The sequence below is a fragment of the Mumia xiangluensis genome (assembly GCF_010994095.1).
Classification (GTDB): domain Bacteria; phylum Actinomycetota; class Actinomycetes; order Propionibacteriales; family Nocardioidaceae; genus Mumia; species Mumia xiangluensis.
Genome location: NZ_WJYO01000005.1, coordinates 435,905 through 452,212 on the forward strand (window position 1 = coordinate 435,905; position 16,308 = coordinate 452,212).

The window sequence follows — 16,308 nt, forward strand, 5'->3', positions numbered from 1 at the left end:
GCGTTCACCTGACCGCCGCCGAGCCGACACCGCACCTCCACCCACCATCGAGAGCCTCCTCGAGGGTGCGCGTCCGCGCGCCCGACAACTTGAGAGAGGTGCCCCTCGTGAGACACGACCGCAGACTCGCGGTGATGATCGTCGCCGGAGCAGCCATGGCGGTGACCGCCGGCCTCGTTCCCGCAGCGGCGAACGCACAGCCAGCGCCGTACCCGACGCCGGACCCGGCGTTCGCGCCGGCTGCGGAGCCTGGTGATCCGAACGCTTCGCCGATCCTCATCTCCGAGGTCACGAACGGTGGCGCCGGAGTCGACTCCAACGCCGACCGGGTGAGCACCGACGACTTCATCGAGATCGGCAACTTCGGAACCGAGCCGGTCGACGTCTCCGACTGGCGGATCCTGCGGTGCGGTCAGACCGGCGACGGGTACGGCCCGCAGAAGGTCGTCCCGGCAGGCACCGTCCTCCAGCCGGGGGAGAAGTACACCGTCGGCAGCGCCACCAGCACGCACAAGGACGTGGTGAAGCGCGACGCCGACTACGACACGACTGGCTCGACGCTCCACAGCTTCGGGTTCGGCGCCTACCTCGAGGACCCGGCGCACCATGTCATCGACCGCGTCGGCTTCTACGCCGACAGCGTCGACAGCGACTGCAAGAACCCCGTCTCGTTGCAGCGGTCGCTCGACCACCGCCTCAGCCAGAGCCACCAGCGCATCGCCAACAACACCGGCGACCCCGAGCAGGACTGGGCGGTCGCGACCCGTACGCCGGACGACGCCAACGCCGCCGCGCCGAGCCCGACACGGGTGGCCGACACGCAGATCCGCATCAGCGAGCTCGCGAACGGCAACGCGACGAGCGATGCGAACCAGTACGTCGAGCTCACCAACTACGGCACCTCCGACGTCGACGTGTCGGGCTGGCGGCTCTTCCGCTGCGGCGAGAACAGCACCTCGTACGTCCAGCACCGCGGGCTGCCTGCCGGCACCACGATCCCGGCCGGCGGCAGCTTCCTCTTCGCCCACGCCTCGGCGCAGCTCGGGAACGACGTCACGCCGAACGCGACGTACACGACGGGGATGCACTGGCGCGACTACGGCGCGATGGTCGTGACCCCCGACGAGGCGATCGTCGACCGCGTCGGCGTGTACGCCGACCGCAACAGCATCTGCAACGCAGGCACCGGCGTGAAGGTCAAACCGAACAACCTGCAGAACGAGTCCCTGCACCGCGTGGCCGACACCGGCGACAACGCGACGGACTTCTTCCTCGCCGCCGAGCGCACTCCCGGTAAGGCGTCCGAGCGCAACGAGCTGAGCGCGACGCCCGCGTTCCAGCGCGGCGACCTCCGCTTCAGCGAGATCGTCGGCGCCGGGCCCGGCGGGAGCAGCGACGAGTTCGTCGAGCTCGCCAACTTCGGCACCACCGATCGCTCCCTCGCCGGCTACTCGCTCATCCGCTGCGAGGGCACCGGCAAGGGCAACGCGGGCACGCAGGTCGCCGACCTCGGCGACGTCACGCTGGCGCCCGGTCAGACGTACGTCGCCGCCGCGGCCGCCGCACCCGCCGAGCTCCGCGCGAAGGCCGCCGCGACGTACGCGACGGGCCTCAACGAGACCGACGGGTACGGCATGTGGCTGCGTGCGCCCGACGGCTCGATGGCCGACGCGGTCGGCGTCTACCACACGGTGACCTACAGTCCGTGCGTCATCGGCTCCGAGCTGCGCAACGAGACGAAGAACGACAAGGGCGAGTCCTACCAGCGTGCGCGCACGACCGGCGACAACGAGGAGGACTTCGTCAAGACGGCCGACCGTACGCCCGGCGTCCTGGCCGACGTCGAGTGGGTGGATCCTGCCAAGCCGCTCGCCGGTGAGACCGATCCGGTGACGATCGAGACGCCGCGCGCACCGGGAACGCCGGTGACCGAGGGCAAGAAGACGCGCACCGGCTACCGCGCGACCGTCACGACCGAGGACGCCGATGGTGGCAAGCAGTCCGTCGATCTGCGCACGTCGATCGCGCTCGAGACCGACGGCACGCGGATCTTCGCCGGATCGACCCAGCGCAGGATCCCGAAGTCGCTCACGATCACCGGCGAGCGTCGCGTCGAGACCGCGCCCGCCCTCGAGACGACGGCCACCCGCGACACGTACCCGTTCCAGCGGTACGCCGTGCCGGTCACGGAGGTGCCCGCCGAGGGGCTGGAGTTCACCTGGAGCGGCTCGACGCGTGAGCGCAACGAGATCCAGATGTACGCGTGGAACGGGGCGGAGTGGACGCTGGTCTCGGCCGGCAACCCGTCCGCCGACGGCGACCTCACGCTGGTCGGAACGATCGCGGCTGATCAGGTCGTCGACGGCACCGCCAACGTCCTCGTCATCGACGGCCCGCGCTCCGAGGGCGGAGCCGTCGACGCGATCGGAGTGACGGACCAGAAGTTCCTGGATCCGGAGGACTACGACCTTGCGCTCAACCACATGACGGACACGCAGTTCCTCTCCGAGGGGTTTCGCGGCGTCTTCCGGCGCATGGTCACGTGGGTGATCCAGAACGCCGAGGCGCGCAAGATCGCGTACTCGACCAACGGCGGCGACATCATCGAGAACTGGATCGGCGGCAACGCCGACCCGGTGCGTGCCGACAAGGAGTTCGCGTTCGCGCGCGACGTGCACCAGCTGCTCAACGACGCCGACATCCCCAACGGCGTCCTGCCTGGCAACCACGACAACCTGTGGGGCCGCAACAACGACCGCTTCAACCAGTTCCTCGGGACGGACATGTACGAGGCCGAGAGCTGGTTCGGTGCGTCGTGGAAGAAGGGCGACAACAGCGCGCACTACGACTTCTTCGAGGCGAACGGGATCGACTTCGTCGCGCTGTCGCTGCCGTACCGACCCAGCCAGGAGCAGATCGACTGGGCGCGCGAGGTCGCGGCGGCGTACCCGAGCCGCAACGTCGTGCTGGTGACCCACAGCTATCTCGACACGGAGAAGAACATCGAGAACCGCGACAACCGCTACACCGCTCGCGGGGAGGACATCTGGCGCGACCTGGTGGCGCCGAGCGACAACATCTTCCTCGTGCTCGGCGGGCACTACCACGGCGTGGCGACGAAGTACGGCGACCCGGTGACAGGGGAGCAGGTCGACGCCATCGACCTCGCCGCCGACACGGTGGCCGTGCGCAACGTCGGCGAGACCGGTCGTACGGTCGTGCAGATGCTGGCCGACTACCAGGGGTACCGCTCCACGCAGCCGGCCGGTCGCGCCGACACGCTCGACCGCGACACCGGCTTCCAGCGACTGCTGCAGTTCGACGTCGACGCCGAGCTGATGGCGGTCAACGCATACTCGCCGACGCTGGAGTCCTTCGAGGCCTACAAGTACGACGAGCCGGGCATGCGCGGCACGCCGGCGAACGACTACCAGGACGGCCGCTACAAGGCGGTCGACGACGAGTTCGTCGCGAAGGTCGATCTGCTCGTGCGCAAGAAGCTGGCCACGGCGCAGTGGGGCGTGACGACGGCGTCCACGTCGGCAGGTACGGCGGAAGTCGCGGCCGGCAGCTCGGCGACGTTCGCGCTGGGTACGCCGATGGTGGGCACGTCCTGGTACGCGACGGTCACCGACGACAGCGAGCGGACGGTCACCTCGACACCGCTCGAGGTCGACTCGGCGGCAGAGCCCGGTGCGGCAGCGACCGCAACGACGCTGCAGGCGGCGCCGGCGCGGCAGGTGTACGGCGCTGTGGCGGCCAAGCGGGTCCAGCTCACCGCCTCGGTCAAGGATCAGGAGACGTCGGACCCGGTGGCGGGTCGCGTCGTGTTCCGGTCCGGCACGCGCGAGGTCGGTCGGGCGGCGGTGACCGCCACCGGTCAGGCGACGCTGAGGCTCCCCGCGAACCTCGCCGTGGGCGCGCACACGCTGACGGCGGAGTACGTGCCCGCGGACGCGGCGGCGTACGCTGCATCGATCTCGATGCCGGTGCGGGCGACCGTCGTGAAGGCGACCGCGACCGCGCAGGCGCGGCTCGTGAAGCCGACGGTGACGCGCAAGCAGCGGGCGAAGGTCGCCGTGACAGTCCGGACGAACGGTCCGGTGGCCTCGGGTCCGGTGCGCGTGACCGTACGGCGTGCCGGGTGGACGCGGGTCGTCAACGCCACCGTGCGGAACGGTGCGGTGACGGTGCGGCTGCCGAAGCTGCCGAAGGGCCGCTACAAGGTCGCGGTCGCCTACCGCGGCACGGCAGGCATCTCCGCGGACGCGGCGCCGACCCGTACGCTGCGCGTGCGGTGACCCACGCAGGGTGATGCGCCGCGCGGCCCGTCCCAGGGATCGCACCTGGGGCGGGCCGCGCCGACGCCGATCGTCAGCCTCGCTTGTAGACCTTCGACACCCGCGGCTTGCCGCCCGACCACGCGAGCTTGCCGACGTACAGGTACTTCGGGCCCTCGCCGCGCACGCTCTTGGGGCGGTGGCCGTTCCAGAAGAAGTTCCAGGTGCCCTTCTTCAGCCCGACGACCGCCTGCGCGTTGCCGCGGCCCCACGTGCGGGTGCCCTTCGGGAACCCGAGGGTGCGGGTGGACTTCGGGAAGGCCTTCCAGAGCTGCTTGCTCTGGCGGTAGCGCGTCCAGTACTGGTCACGCGTGCCGTACCAGCCCCACGACGTGAACAGCGTGAACTTCCCGGCGCGGTAGATCAGCGACGGGTTCTCCTCGATGTACTTGTGGCGCACGCTCGTGAGCTGGATGCTGGCCCCGTTCTTGTGGACCGGGTTCGCGAGAACCTTGGTCGGGTCGTCCGGGTTCAGCCGGAGCATCCGGATCGTCGTGTGCCACATGGTGCGGCCGCTCTGCTTGTAGGCGTGCGACGTCTTGTAGGTCAGCACGGTCTGGCCCTTCACGACGGAAGGGGTCGCGTCGATCAGGCTGGTGCTGCGCTCGTTCTTGACCGCGTCCTTGGGCTTTGTCCCGCTGCCCTTGTAGCAGGCGATCGGGCGCGCGTCCGGCACGAACGGCCCGAGCGGACTCGTGGAGGTCCCGGTGCCGATGCAGCGCGGCGCACTGGAGCTGCCACGGACGGGTGCGGCGTAGTAGACGACCCACGTGCCGTTGCGGCCACGGATCAGCGACGGTGCCCAGACGCTGCGGCTCTGCTTCGCTCCGGCCGGGGCCGTGGCCCACTTCGGAGCCTTCGTGAGGAGCGGGCGGTCCTTCGCGATCTTCCACGGGCCGTTGGGCTTCGAGGCGCTCGCAGCCGCGCCCTTCGCGGCCCAGTCGGTGGTGTGCAGCATGACGTAGCCGTTGCCCACCTTGGCGATCCCCGGGTTCGCCCACTTCTTGAGGATCGGCGGGTCCGGCGGCGCGGCGTGCGCGGCCGGTACGACGAGGGTGGCGGCGGCAGCGAGGGCGACGGTCAACGCGCCCACCGATGCGATTCGAGCTCTGGTCCGTGACATCGCTGTCCCTTCCGAGAGGCCTGAGAGGTGATGGCTCCGAGCAGCGTACGGGCGTGAGGGTTCAGCTGCCGATGGCGAACGCGTCGTTTGAATGCGCCGGCCGCCCCTGCAACGGTGGGGGGACTGTTCACGACGAAAGGAGAGCCCATGCTCACCCTCACCGAGAACGCCACCGAGGTCGTCACGGCGCTGGTCGCCGACCGGATCGACACCGCAGACGCCGGACTGCGGATCAGCGGTCCGACGGACGGCAGCTTCGCCGTCGCCGCCGTCCCCGTGGGAGAACCCGGGGACCAGGTGGTCGAGAGCGGCGGTGCCAAGGTCTACATCGAAGGCGCCACGTCCGAGCTCCTGGACGACAAGGTCCTGGACGCTCAGGTGACCCCCGAGGGTGGGGTCCAGTTCGCGCTCGGCCAGCAGCCGGGCTAGTCACTGACCTCGTACGGGGCAGGGCCGGCATCGGCCCTGCCCCGTGTGCGGTGGCCGTAACCGGTCACCTGTGTTGTCCGCGTCACATCGCGTGTGGTTACGTTCCCTCGTTGAATCGTTCCAATACCGAGGAGAACCGTGACGCCCCCCTCGTCCGACCCCCGACCACGTGACCCCCGCCGTGTCGCCGCGGCTCTCACCGTGGCGGCTGCACTGATGCTCCCGGCGCTGAACGCGGCCCCCGCCGTCGGCACCAGCTCCTCCCAGTCCTCGGCCAAGGTCACGCTCGCCGACCTCGAGGTCGAGAAGAAGAGTGCACCGATCGGCATCGACCTGGAGAAGCCCCGGTTCAGCTGGGGGATCCGCACCGACCGCCGCGACGTCACCCAGACCTCGTACCGGATCCGTGTCGCGACGAACGAGCGCGATCTCACCGGCAACAAGGCGACCTGGGACAGCGGCGTCGTGAAGTCGGCGGAGTCGGCCAACGTCGCGTACGACGGTCCACGGCTCGCCGCCGCGACCCACTACGTGTGGCGCGTCGACGTCGTCACGACTGCAGGCAAGGCGAGTGCATCGAGCGAGCTGCGCACCGGGCTGCTCGACGAGGACGACTGGGCCGGCAGCGCATGGATCGGCAACGCCCGCACCGACGACGCTGCCAGCCTCGACATGTCCGGCGCCTCGTGGATCTGGTCGTCCGACGCGACCACCGGCGGTGCACCGGGAGAGCCGCGCGCGTTCCGGCGAGCCTGGGACGCACCCGAGGGCAAGACCGCGACGTCGGCGGAGGTCCTCATCACCGCCGACGACTCGTTCCGTGTCTGGTTGAACGGCGAGCTGCTGGGCGAGACCCAGGGCGCCGAGAACGAGTGGCAGCAGTCGCACCTGTACAAGGCGGCGCTGAAGCCGGACCGCAACGTCATCGCCGTCCGCACGACCAACGGTGCCGGCTCACCCGGCGGCCTCCTCGCCAAGGTGCGGACAACCTGGTCCGACGGCACCACCTCCGTGGCGACGACCGATGCCACCTGGAAGGTCAGCAAGCTGATTCCTGCCGGCTTCGAGGCTCCGGGCTTCGACGACTCGGCGTGGGAGACGGCCAAGGTCCTGGCGCCGTACGGCAGCGGGCAGTGGGGCAACGGCGTCCGCCCGCCCAAGGGCAAGACGGCTCCTGCTCCCCTGCTCCGCAAGGAGTTCTCCGTCGGCAAGAACCTCGACGCCGCCACCCTGTACGTCGCTGCCGGCGGATACGCCGACGTCACCCTGAACGGCGCGCCGATCAGCAAGGACGTGCTGTCGCCCGGTTTCACCGACTACGACGACCGTGCGCAGTACGTCGGCACCGACCTCACCGACCAGCTCGAGGCCGGCAAGAACGCTCTCGGCATGGAGCTCGGCCGCGGCTTCTACGGCATGACCGGAGGCAACGTCTGGCGCTGGGAGTCGCCGCCGTGGCACGACGAGCCCGTCGCCCGTGCGGTGCTGCATCTCGAGTACGCCGACGGCACGACCCAGGACGTCGTGACCGACGACTCGTGGACGATCCACGACGGCCCGACGGTCTTCGACGACCTGTACGCCGGAGAGACGTACGACGCGCGGCTCGAGCAGGACGGCTTCGACACGGTCGGGTTCGACGCCTCCACCTGGACGCCGGCGAGCGAGGTCGCCGGCCCGAAGGGCGAGCTGGTCAACCAGCGCCAGCAGCCGATCCGCGTGACGGAGTCGCTTCCGGCCGAGGAGATCACCGAGCCTGCCGACGGCGTCTACGTCGTGAAGTTCCCGCGCGTCCTCGCGGGCTGGGTCGAGCTCGGTGTGAAGGGACCCGCTGGGACGACCGTCAAGGCTCAGTACGGCGAGAAGCTCAAGTCCGACGGTCGCCCGAACTTCTCCAACAACGGCGGGTTCCAGTCCGGCTTCCAGACCGACCGGTTCATCCTGGCCGGCACCGGGGAGAAGGAGTCGTGGGAGTCGAAGTTCTCGTACAAGGGCTTCCAGTACCTCGAGGTCACCGGCTGGCCCGGTGACGCGGCGCCCCCGCCGAGCGCGTTCACGGCGAAGGCGGTCCACACCGATGCAGCCGAGACCGGTTCGTTCGAGAGCTCCGAGCCGGTGATGAACGACGTGCACCGTGCCGTCGTCGACACGCTCAAGAACAACATCCACGGCATCCCGACCGACACGCCGATGTTCGAGAAGAACGGCTGGACGGGAGACGCGGCCGTCGGCGCCGAGATGTTCATGATGAACCTCGACGTCCACGAGCTGTTCGCCAAGTGGGTCACGGATATGAACGACACACGCGACGCCGAGGGCGCGCCGCTCGTGATCGCCCCGAGCTCCGGCAACTGGGGATCGTGGGGCGTCGCTCCGCCGTGGCACTCCGCGTACGTGATGATCCCGTGGTGGCTCTACCAGTACGGCGGTGACTCGCGCACGCTCCGCCAGACGTACGACGGGATGAAGACGTACGTCGACCTCGAGTTCAACCGTTCCGACAAGGGCCTGGTCACGAACCCGCGCCTCGGTGACTGGGTCAGCCCCGAGGCGAGCCCGGCCGGCGGCAACGCTCCGGAGGACGTCCGCGTCTCCGGCACGGCGTACCTGTACGCGATGCTCACGTCGATGGAGCAGTCGGCGCAGTTCCTCGGCAAGGACGCCGACGCGGCGGCGTTCGCGCAGAACGCGGCCGTCGTCAAGAAGACCTTCAACGAGCGCTTCCTCGACGCTGGTGCCGGCTACTACCGGGGCAGCGGCGACCGCGGCTACCGCCAGACCCACAACGTCCTGGCGCTCGCGTTCGGGCTCACTCCGGACGACAAGACGGCCGACGCGGTCGCGGCGAGCATCGTCGCCGACGTCAAGGCGAAGGGCATGCACCTCAACACGGGTGTGCTCGGCACGAAGTATCTGCTGCCGGTGCTCACCGACCACGGCTACGCCGACGTCGCGTTCCAGCTCGCCACCCAGACGTCGTACCCCAGCTGGGGCTACATGACGGAGAACGGCGGCACGAGCATGTGGGAGCACTGGGCCCTGGAGGCGCGCTCGCGCGGCCACTACTTCCTCGGCACCGTCGACGACTGGTTCTACCACGACGTCGCGGGTATCAGCCCGTCGCAGAAGACGGGCTACCGCAACATCAGCATCGCGCCCGAGGTCACCGACACGATGCAGTGGGCGAAGGCGTCAACCAAGACGCCGTACGGCCAGGTCTCCAGCAGCTGGCGCCGCAGCGGCAATCGGCTGACGCTGGACGTCGACGTCCCGGTCGGCTCGACCGCGACCGTCCGTGTCCCCGCCGCGAACGCCGGTGCCGTCACCGAGGGCGGCCGTCCGGTCGCCGGCGCGGACGGTGTGCACGACGTCGCGTACGACGACGGCGACGTGGTCGTCGAGATCGGCTCCGGCGCGTACAGCTTCGTCTCGGACCGCCAGGCCGGGCTCGTCGGGGCGGCCTCCGAGCGCATCGGCGCACTTCGGACCGCGGCCGGTGACGTCGAGGGAGGCCGTACTGCGGTCAAGACACTGATCCGGGTGGCAGTGGCCGGCGCCGACGTGGCGACCGACCGGGCACTCGACCACGCGCAGCAGGATCGCGACGCGAAGGCGGCCGACGCGCTGCTCGTGGCGCAGCACGCGCTGCAGACGATCGACGGCCTCGTCGCGGTCGCTGGACTCTCGGACGCCGACGAGGCGACGCTGCTTGAGGCGGCCAAGGCGGCGCGCGGGTCGGTCTCGACCGCGGTGGCCGACCTGGTGGGGCTCACGTTCACGGCGTCGGGACCGACCGACGCCGTACGACCTGGTGACGAGGTCGCCGTCGCGGTGACGGCCAAGAATGCCGGAGCGCGACAGGTTCGCAACGTCACCGGCGTCGCGGTCGACCTTCCCGAGGGGTGGAAGGCCGGACCGGCGGCCTCGCTCGCCAAGGCGCTCGACGCGGGGGAGGAGAAGAGCGGTGAGTCGACCCTGACGGTCGGCGAGACGCAGCTCCCGGGCACGGAGTCGGCCGCAGTACAGGTGGGGTTCGAGATCTCGGGGGCCCGCTTCGCGGTCCGGCGGGGGTACGAGCTGACGGTGGCGTCGCAGGTCGCGCTCGACCAGGCGGCCGTCACCCCGGACGAGGTACGCCCAGGGGCAGACGTCTCCCTGTCGGCGCGGGTCAGCAACCTCGGCCGCACGGACCTCGTGGGTGCCGTCAAGGTTGTCGTGCCGGAGGGATGGGCAGCGCCCGATCCCGTGCCGGTCACGCTCGTGGGCGGCGAGTCGCGCGAGGTCTCCGTCTCGGTGGCAGTGCCGCGAGACACCGACCGTGCGCGTGCGGCAAAGACGCTCCAGGCGCAGTTCGTCCGAGGCGGCGACACGCTCGCGGACACGCGTGCGGGTGTCACGGTGGTGATCGATCCGTCGGTCGCCGACGCGCTCGACCACGTCGACCTCGGCGACGCTGCCTCGGAGCAGGCACACGGGCTCACGGCGTCGAGCTCGTCGGGGACGAGCAGGGAGGCCGGCGTCACACGCCGCTACGCGGGCCACCTCACCCCGTTCTCGCACTTCGAGTTCGACCTCGCGGTGACACCGGGTAAGGCGTTCGTGCTCCGTGCCGTCGAGACGTACGACAAGGCGCAGACCAAGCGCTACAAGGTGTACGTCGACGGCACGGAGGTGCTCCTGCGCACGCACGTGCGCACCGCCGGCGCAGGGACCGAGACGTACGAGGTCGTCGTACCGGCCGAGCTGGCGGCCGCCGACGGGACCGTGCGCGTGACGTTCGAGAACCAGGACGACTCGGCGTTCTACGACCCGTCGATCGCCGACGTCTGGACCCGCCCGCTCGGGTAGGCCCGCAATTCGTGCGCCGGTCGTCGGGCGATCCTCGACGGCCGGCGCGCGCCGCTGCCTCGGACCGATAGGTTTCCCGCCATGGAGAACGCCGGGCACGTGATCGCGCTGAACCATGTCGGCATCAGCGTCGCTGACCTCGCGGCGGCGCGCCGCTTCTGGGTCGACGGGCTGTCGGCTCGCGAGCATGGCGCCTTCGGGTGGCCCACCGGCACGGCGCCGGCAGATGAGTCGCTCGCGACCCAGGGCACCGCCGCGGAGGTGGTGCTGCTCCGTACGGACGCCGCGTTCATGGAGCTGTTCGCGTTCTCGTCACCCACGCCTGCGACGCGAGCTGCCGGGACTCCTGGGGTGAAGGGGCTGGTGTGGGCGTCGGCAGACCCTGACGCCTCCTACGCTCGCGCGGTCGAGGCGGGTGGTACGCCGCTGGCGGAGCGCCGCGTGACCTGTCCCGACGGCACTCCGGTGACGCTCGTCGAGGCCGACGGGCCGACCGGGCTCATCGGCGTCCTCGTGCAGGTGGTCGATGCGGACGCGAACCCGTTGCCACCGGTCCCAGGGCCGGTGGCCGTCGAGGTGCGCGGCGGGGCTGATGCCGACCCCGCACGCCCGGTCGACCTCGGCGTGAACCACCTGTGCCTCGACGTCGACGGAATCGACACCGTACGCGGGAGCATCCCCGGCATGTCCTGGCACCACGACGTCACTGAGTCGAGCGGTGGGATCGCGGCGGTCTGCTACGGCACCACCGGGGACGGCGTGCTCGTGGAGCTGCTGGAGTCACGCACGCCGGAGGCGTTCCTCTCCCGCACGCGCCTCACCCACCCGGGGTAGCCGGCTTCGGCTCGGCAGCCTTGTCCGCGGCACCGCCGAGTCGGGTGAGGATGCCGAGCAGCCAGGGCTCCGAGAACCCTCCGACGAACGCGTAGACGATGCGACTCGTGGCCTGGCGCATCGCCTCGGGGGAGTCGGAACCGGGCAGGATGATGACCGACGACGCCAGCAGCGCATAGACGAAGAGCCCGACCGCGAAGCCGACGGCCGGCTGGACCCACCACCAGGTCTGGAAGAAGAGCGCGTCGCGCAGCCGCCGCGAGTCGCGGATGCTCCGCGCGCCGGCGAGCGTGCCGCCGATCGCGCCGGCGAGGCCGCACAGGAGGACGACACCGTCGTCGTCTCCGACGACCACCGCGACCACGGTGCCGACGACCACGAGGGTCGTCAGCGCGAACCCGGCGTTACGGAGGTAGCGAGCGCGCAGCGACTGCCGGGCGCGTGCACGCCCCCGTGCCCGCTGGTGCTCGATGTGCGAGCCGAGGAGCCAGTCGCGCTTGTCCGCGTCCGGGAGCTGCTTCGGTGCCCGGGGCTCGGTCACTCGGCTCACGGCGTCGGCGACGGCGGCGGTGCTCGCCGTGCAGATCCAGAGCGTCTGCAGCTCGTCGACGAGGGCCCACGCCTGTTCCTCGGACGGCGGGTTCTTGGGCGTCGCCGTGGTCAGCCAGGCGTGCTCGCGTCGGATCGCGCCGATCCGGGTGTCGCGCAAGGTCGGATCCGATCCGACACCCGCCAGGCTCGACAGCGCCGTGAGCCGATCGAGGGCCCGCTCGAGGACCTTGCGCACCTCAGGATGAGCGCGTGACGTCCGTGCGGCCGGCTTGCGCTCGAGCAGACCGATCACCGAGCGCATCATCAGCTCGAGGTCGCTGGAGGTCGGCGGAGGGCTCGGCGGGACGGACTGCTGCGTCACGGTCGACCGCCTCCTCCGGAAGCCCGGCGGCCGCGCGGCGACCGGCCTTCTCATGCTCCCGCAGCGGCGGGCCAGCGGCGCGGGTGTTGCACGCTCAGCCGGGTGTCCTCGCGTGTCGGTCGATGAGCTGCTTGAGAAAGCGCTCGACCACAGAGCTGGGGTGGGCGGGCGCGTCCGGGGCCGGGTCGGCGGGCGCCGCGGCCTCGTCGAGGCGGCGCTCGGCCGCGACGATCCGACCTGACGGGAGCCGCCAGGCCCAGTCGCGCTCGTCGCGATCGGGTCGGTCGCGGGCGACGGGCGTGAGGTATCCGTGCGACTTCAGCTGGTGATGGCGTCGGCACAGCGGCCAGAGGTTGCTCCCCGAGGTCGTGCCTCGTGGCCAGGGGACGCGGTGGTCGATATCGCAGCGTTCTGCCTGCGCGGTGCAGCCGGGCGCCTGACAGACGCCGTCTCGTAGGCGCACCGCACGTGCGAGAAGGTCCGGCGCGAACCGGCCCAGGTAGGTGTGGTCCAGCATCCGGCCGGCAGAGGTGGTGAGGATGCGGTGCCAGAACAGGTTGTCGCTCGCCCGGTCGGCGAGGAGGTCACGCACGTCCTGCGCGGGGATCACCCACGCGCCGTCCGACGACACGACCGGTTCGTCCGTCGCGCCGGCCAGCGCCTCGGCGGTCATCACGACCGCCACGTCGACCGCCGGGCGTCCGGAGGGGGACTGGTCTGCAGTCGCCGCCGGGCCGGTCGCCCACGCGACGAGCAGGTCGGCGCGCTTCTGCGCGAGCGTCCGCTCGTCACGTCCCTCCTGCGGCTCGGCCCCGTCGGCGCTGTCGCTGGGCTCGGCCCCGTCGGCGCTGTCGCACAGGCGGCCGGCCTCCCGGCGCAGGCGGGCGTCGATCGTCGCGGCCTGCAGCGTCGGCAGCAGGGCCCACAGCTCGGACATGCCGTCGTCCCCGTGCCGGACCGCGACCTGTCGGTCGTCACGGCCGCGCCGGGCTCGCTCGGCGTGCGCCTCGGGCTCGGCTCGTGCGACGAACCGGCGCAGCCACGCCCGCAGCTCGCTCGCGGTGTGCGACTGCGCGTAGGCGACGGCCTTCGCGCCCAGGCGCTCGGCCGCCGCGTCGCCGTCCAGCCGACCGAGCGCTTCGGCGACCAGGTGGACTCGGTAGCCGTCGACCAGCCCGGCCCGGTGCGCGGCCCACACCGACGGCAGCCGGTCCCGCACGTCACGCACCTCGCGCAGTCGAGACTGCAGCTGTCCCTCCGACAGACCGGCCGCCACAGCGATCTCCATCCGCAGGGCGCGGACATGAAGCTGCCGCTGCAGCGCCGACTCCATCGCCGCAGCCTCACGTTGGCCAGCCTCGTCCGCAGCCAGCAACGCCGCCGACTCCGCCGCCTCAGCCGCAGCACGACACCGGGCCACCTCACGGAGGTGACCCGGATCGAGCTCGCCGACCAACGCCATACGACCACGCTACGGGCGACCACCGACACCCCAGAACTGCCGTGCAGACCGCGGTGCCGCCCACTACGACGACGCCTGCGCCTGCGCCTACGACTGCGCCTGCCAGCGGCGTGCCGCCACGAGCTCCATCACGAGCGTCTCGCTGAGCAGGCGTACGTCGTCGTCCTCGTCGCCGCGGTAGCGCACCGTCGTCGTCGCGGTCGGCAGGTCTTCGCCGACCGACACGATCGTCGTTCCGCGGGGATCGGTCCACTCGCGGACACCGTCGAGCCAGCGCGACCCGCCGAAGAGCACGAGCCGGTAGTCGGTGTTCTTCGTCAGATACACGTCGACGTGCGCCCAGTCGCCGGTCTCGCACCCGACAGCGGCGAGGCGCGGCCCCTCGCGGAGCATCAGCGCCGACTGCTGGGCCGAGCTGAACCGACGCGCCGGCGCCGCCAGGTGCGTGCCGTCCGGTCCGAGCGCCGCCGCTGTGACCGACGGCAACCACGACGCCTCGCGCTCGAGCAGGTCGGCGGAGGCCTCGGCGGCGGCGCGGACCAGCGCCACCGGCATCGGCCGACCGGTCAGCCCAGCCTCCAGCGCGAGCAGCAGTGCGAGCGTGTGCTGGTACGACCGGCACGCGACGCCACCGTGCTCGGGCCCGGCGAGCATCGGGACGACGACGTCTGCGCGCTCGGCGAGTGCGGAGCCGTCGGTGTTCGTCATCCCGACGACCCGTGCACCGGTGTCGCCGATGCGGTCGAGGGCGTCGAGCGTCTCCCGCGAGCCACCGGACGCTGACACGGCGACCACGGTCGTACCCGGTCCTGTCCGGGGGAGGAGGTCGCTGCTGGCGAGCTCGGCGACCGCCCGGATCCCTCGTGCCCGCAGTCGCGCCGCCGCCACGCTCGACGCGTAGTGGGACGACCCCATCCCGAGGAAGACGAGGTCGGCGGTGCCGGCATCGAGTCCGACCGGTGCCCAGGGGGCGTCGGCCTCCAGCGCCGCAGCGAGCTCGGCCAGGCGGTCGGGCTTCTCGGCGAGGTCAGCGGCGAACGCGTCGGGATTCATCGGTCGGACCCTTCCGTCGGGGATTCGTAGCGGTCGCGCACGGCACGGTCCGGCACGTAGCGCCAGTGAGGCAGGTGCCGGCCCGCGTACACGTACTCGCGGCACACCTGCCGCATCCGCAGCGGCGCGAGCAGCGCCTCGTCGAGCAGCGCGGCGCGACCGGCCGCAGCGAGCGTCGCACGGTATGACGCCAGGAAGGCGCCGACCACCGCCGTACGCCAGGTCTGGACGGCGTCGGCGTCGACACCGGGGGTGCGGTGCAGCACCACGTACGCGACGTGGTCGAGGCTCTGCGCCATGCCGGCCACGTCGACGGCCGCGGGCTGCGGCGCGAGGCGTTCCGCAGGTGTGGCGACGGGATTGCCGTCGAAGTCGGTGACCCGGTACGACGCGTCCGCGCCGCGCAGGACCTGGCCGACGTGGAGGTCTCCGTGGATCGGGATCAGGGGAGTGCCCGCAGCGTCGGCGAGGGCGCCGAGCTCCTCCCGGAGCGCGTCCGCGTGGGACTCGAGGCGGACGAGCTCGTCGCCGTCCATGAGCGCGAGAGCGTCGTCGAGCCCGGCGGTGGCCTCGTCGCGCCAGGCCACGGCGCGCTCGGGGTCGGCGACCGGGGGCACGGCGTCGGCGAGCCCGAGGTGCATCGCGGCGACGATCCTGCCGAGGGTCTCGCCGGGCGCTGTCGCGGTCGTGTGGAGCGACGCGGCACCGGACGCGTACGCCCGGGCGTACGCGACTGCCCACTCCCAGCCGTCGCGGGCGTCGCGGACGAGCTCGGTCACCATCGCCACGAGCGCGAGCGGCCCGCCGGGCGCGGTCTCCCACTGCACCATGCCCCACGGCGTCGGCATCGCCTCGAACCCCGCGTCGACGAGCCGCGAGACGCGTGCGGGAGCCGGGTCGTCCCCGTCGCTCACACGCACGACCCACTTCACGACAGCGCCGCCACCGGGCCCGTGGACGATCACGGACTCGTTGGACTGGTCGACGTCGATGGCGCGCTCACTGTCGACGGGGGCGTGCTGCCAGGTGGTGAGGGTGAAGGGGTGGTCTCGATCGCTTCGCGCCTCGACCAGCGGGGGGAGGGGCGCCTCGACCAGCGGGGGGAGGGGCGCCTCGACCAGCGGGGGGAGGGGCGCCTCGACCAGCGGGGGGAGGGGCGCCTCGACCAGCGAGAGGTGGGACACCAGCGCGAGTGCTGCGCCGTCACCCGGCAGCGCCCGCCGTACGCGGTCGCCGTCACGCACCAGCGGCGCGGCGAACCGGCGTCCGTCGGCGTCCTCGACCACCGCCAACGTCACCGCCGGCG

9 protein-coding genes are annotated in these 16,308 nt (G+C 71.4%); 4 read left to right on the forward strand and 5 right to left on the reverse strand.

Features of this window, described 5'->3' with window-relative positions; all coding sequences use genetic code 11:
- Window positions 1-107: 107 nt before the first annotated feature.
- Window positions 108-4,301, forward strand: coding sequence for a lamin tail domain-containing protein (locus GH747_RS17485; RefSeq protein ID WP_149770892.1), 4,194 nt, complete (start codon window positions 108-110; stop codon window positions 4,299-4,301).
- Window positions 4,302-4,374: 73 nt separating this feature from the next.
- Here the strand turns inward: GH747_RS17485 and GH747_RS17490 are convergent, their stop codons facing one another.
- Complete coding sequence (locus GH747_RS17490) at window positions 4,375-5,433, reverse strand: glycoside hydrolase family protein (protein WP_149770893.1); 1,059 nt, start codon at window positions 5,431-5,433, stop codon at window positions 4,375-4,377.
- A 177-nt stretch (window positions 5,434-5,610) separates the two neighbouring features.
- On the opposite strand from GH747_RS17490, the gene GH747_RS17495 reads away from it, so the two are divergent.
- From GH747_RS17495 to GH747_RS17505, 3 genes are all read left to right on the forward strand, one after another.
- Window positions 5,611-5,892, forward strand: a complete 282-nt coding sequence (locus GH747_RS17495) for a Fe-S cluster assembly protein HesB (protein WP_149770894.1) — start codon at window positions 5,611-5,613, stop codon at window positions 5,890-5,892.
- A 138-nt stretch (window positions 5,893-6,030) separates the two neighbouring features.
- Complete coding sequence (locus tag GH747_RS17500; protein ID WP_149770895.1) at window positions 6,031-10,740, forward strand: family 78 glycoside hydrolase catalytic domain; 4,710 nt, start codon at window positions 6,031-6,033, stop codon at window positions 10,738-10,740.
- 81 nt (window positions 10,741-10,821) lie between these two features.
- A complete protein-coding gene (locus GH747_RS17505) occupies window positions 10,822-11,574 on the forward strand; it encodes a VOC family protein (RefSeq protein ID WP_149770896.1) in 753 nt (250 codons plus the stop codon).
- Here the strand turns inward: GH747_RS17505 and GH747_RS17510 are convergent.
- The 4 genes from GH747_RS17510 to GH747_RS17525 form a co-directional block, all read right to left on the reverse strand.
- Window positions 11,558-12,487, reverse strand: a complete 930-nt coding sequence (locus tag GH747_RS17510; RefSeq protein ID WP_149770897.1) for a hypothetical protein — start codon at window positions 12,485-12,487, stop codon at window positions 11,558-11,560. The two genes, GH747_RS17505 and GH747_RS17510, sit on opposite strands and share 17 nt — an antisense overlap.
- Window positions 12,488-12,581: 94 nt before the next feature.
- Window positions 12,582-13,949: an HNH endonuclease signature motif containing protein gene (locus tag GH747_RS17515; RefSeq protein ID WP_149770898.1), complete on the reverse strand. Its 1,368-nt coding sequence runs from the start codon at window positions 13,947-13,949 to the stop codon at window positions 12,582-12,584.
- An 87-nt stretch (window positions 13,950-14,036) separates the two neighbouring features.
- Entirely contained in the window at window positions 14,037-15,002 is a 966-nt protein-coding gene (locus tag GH747_RS17520) for an SIS domain-containing protein (protein ID WP_149770899.1), read from the reverse strand.
- Window positions 14,999-16,294 (reverse strand): aminoglycoside phosphotransferase, encoded by a 1,296-nt coding sequence (locus GH747_RS17525; protein WP_153816636.1) that lies wholly within the window; start codon window positions 16,292-16,294, stop codon window positions 14,999-15,001. Before GH747_RS17525 ends, GH747_RS17520 begins: the two co-directional genes overlap by 4 nt.
- Between the last annotated feature and the right edge of the window lie 14 nt (window positions 16,295-16,308).

Bases quoted from the DNA above. Each gene is read 5' to 3' on its own strand.
- GH747_RS17515 (WP_149770898.1), bottom strand. From the start codon at position 13,949: ATGGCGTTGGTCGGCGAGCTCGATCCGGGTCACCTCCGTGAGGTGGCC.
- GH747_RS17520 (WP_149770899.1), bottom strand. From the start codon at position 15,002: ATGAATCCCGACGCGTTCGCCGCTGACCTCGCCGAGAAGCCCGACCGC.
- GH747_RS17495 (WP_149770894.1), top strand. From the start codon at position 5,611: ATGCTCACCCTCACCGAGAACGCCACCGAGGTCGTCACGGCGCTGGTC.
- GH747_RS17505 (WP_149770896.1), top strand. From the start codon at position 10,822: ATGGAGAACGCCGGGCACGTGATCGCGCTGAACCATGTCGGCATCAGC.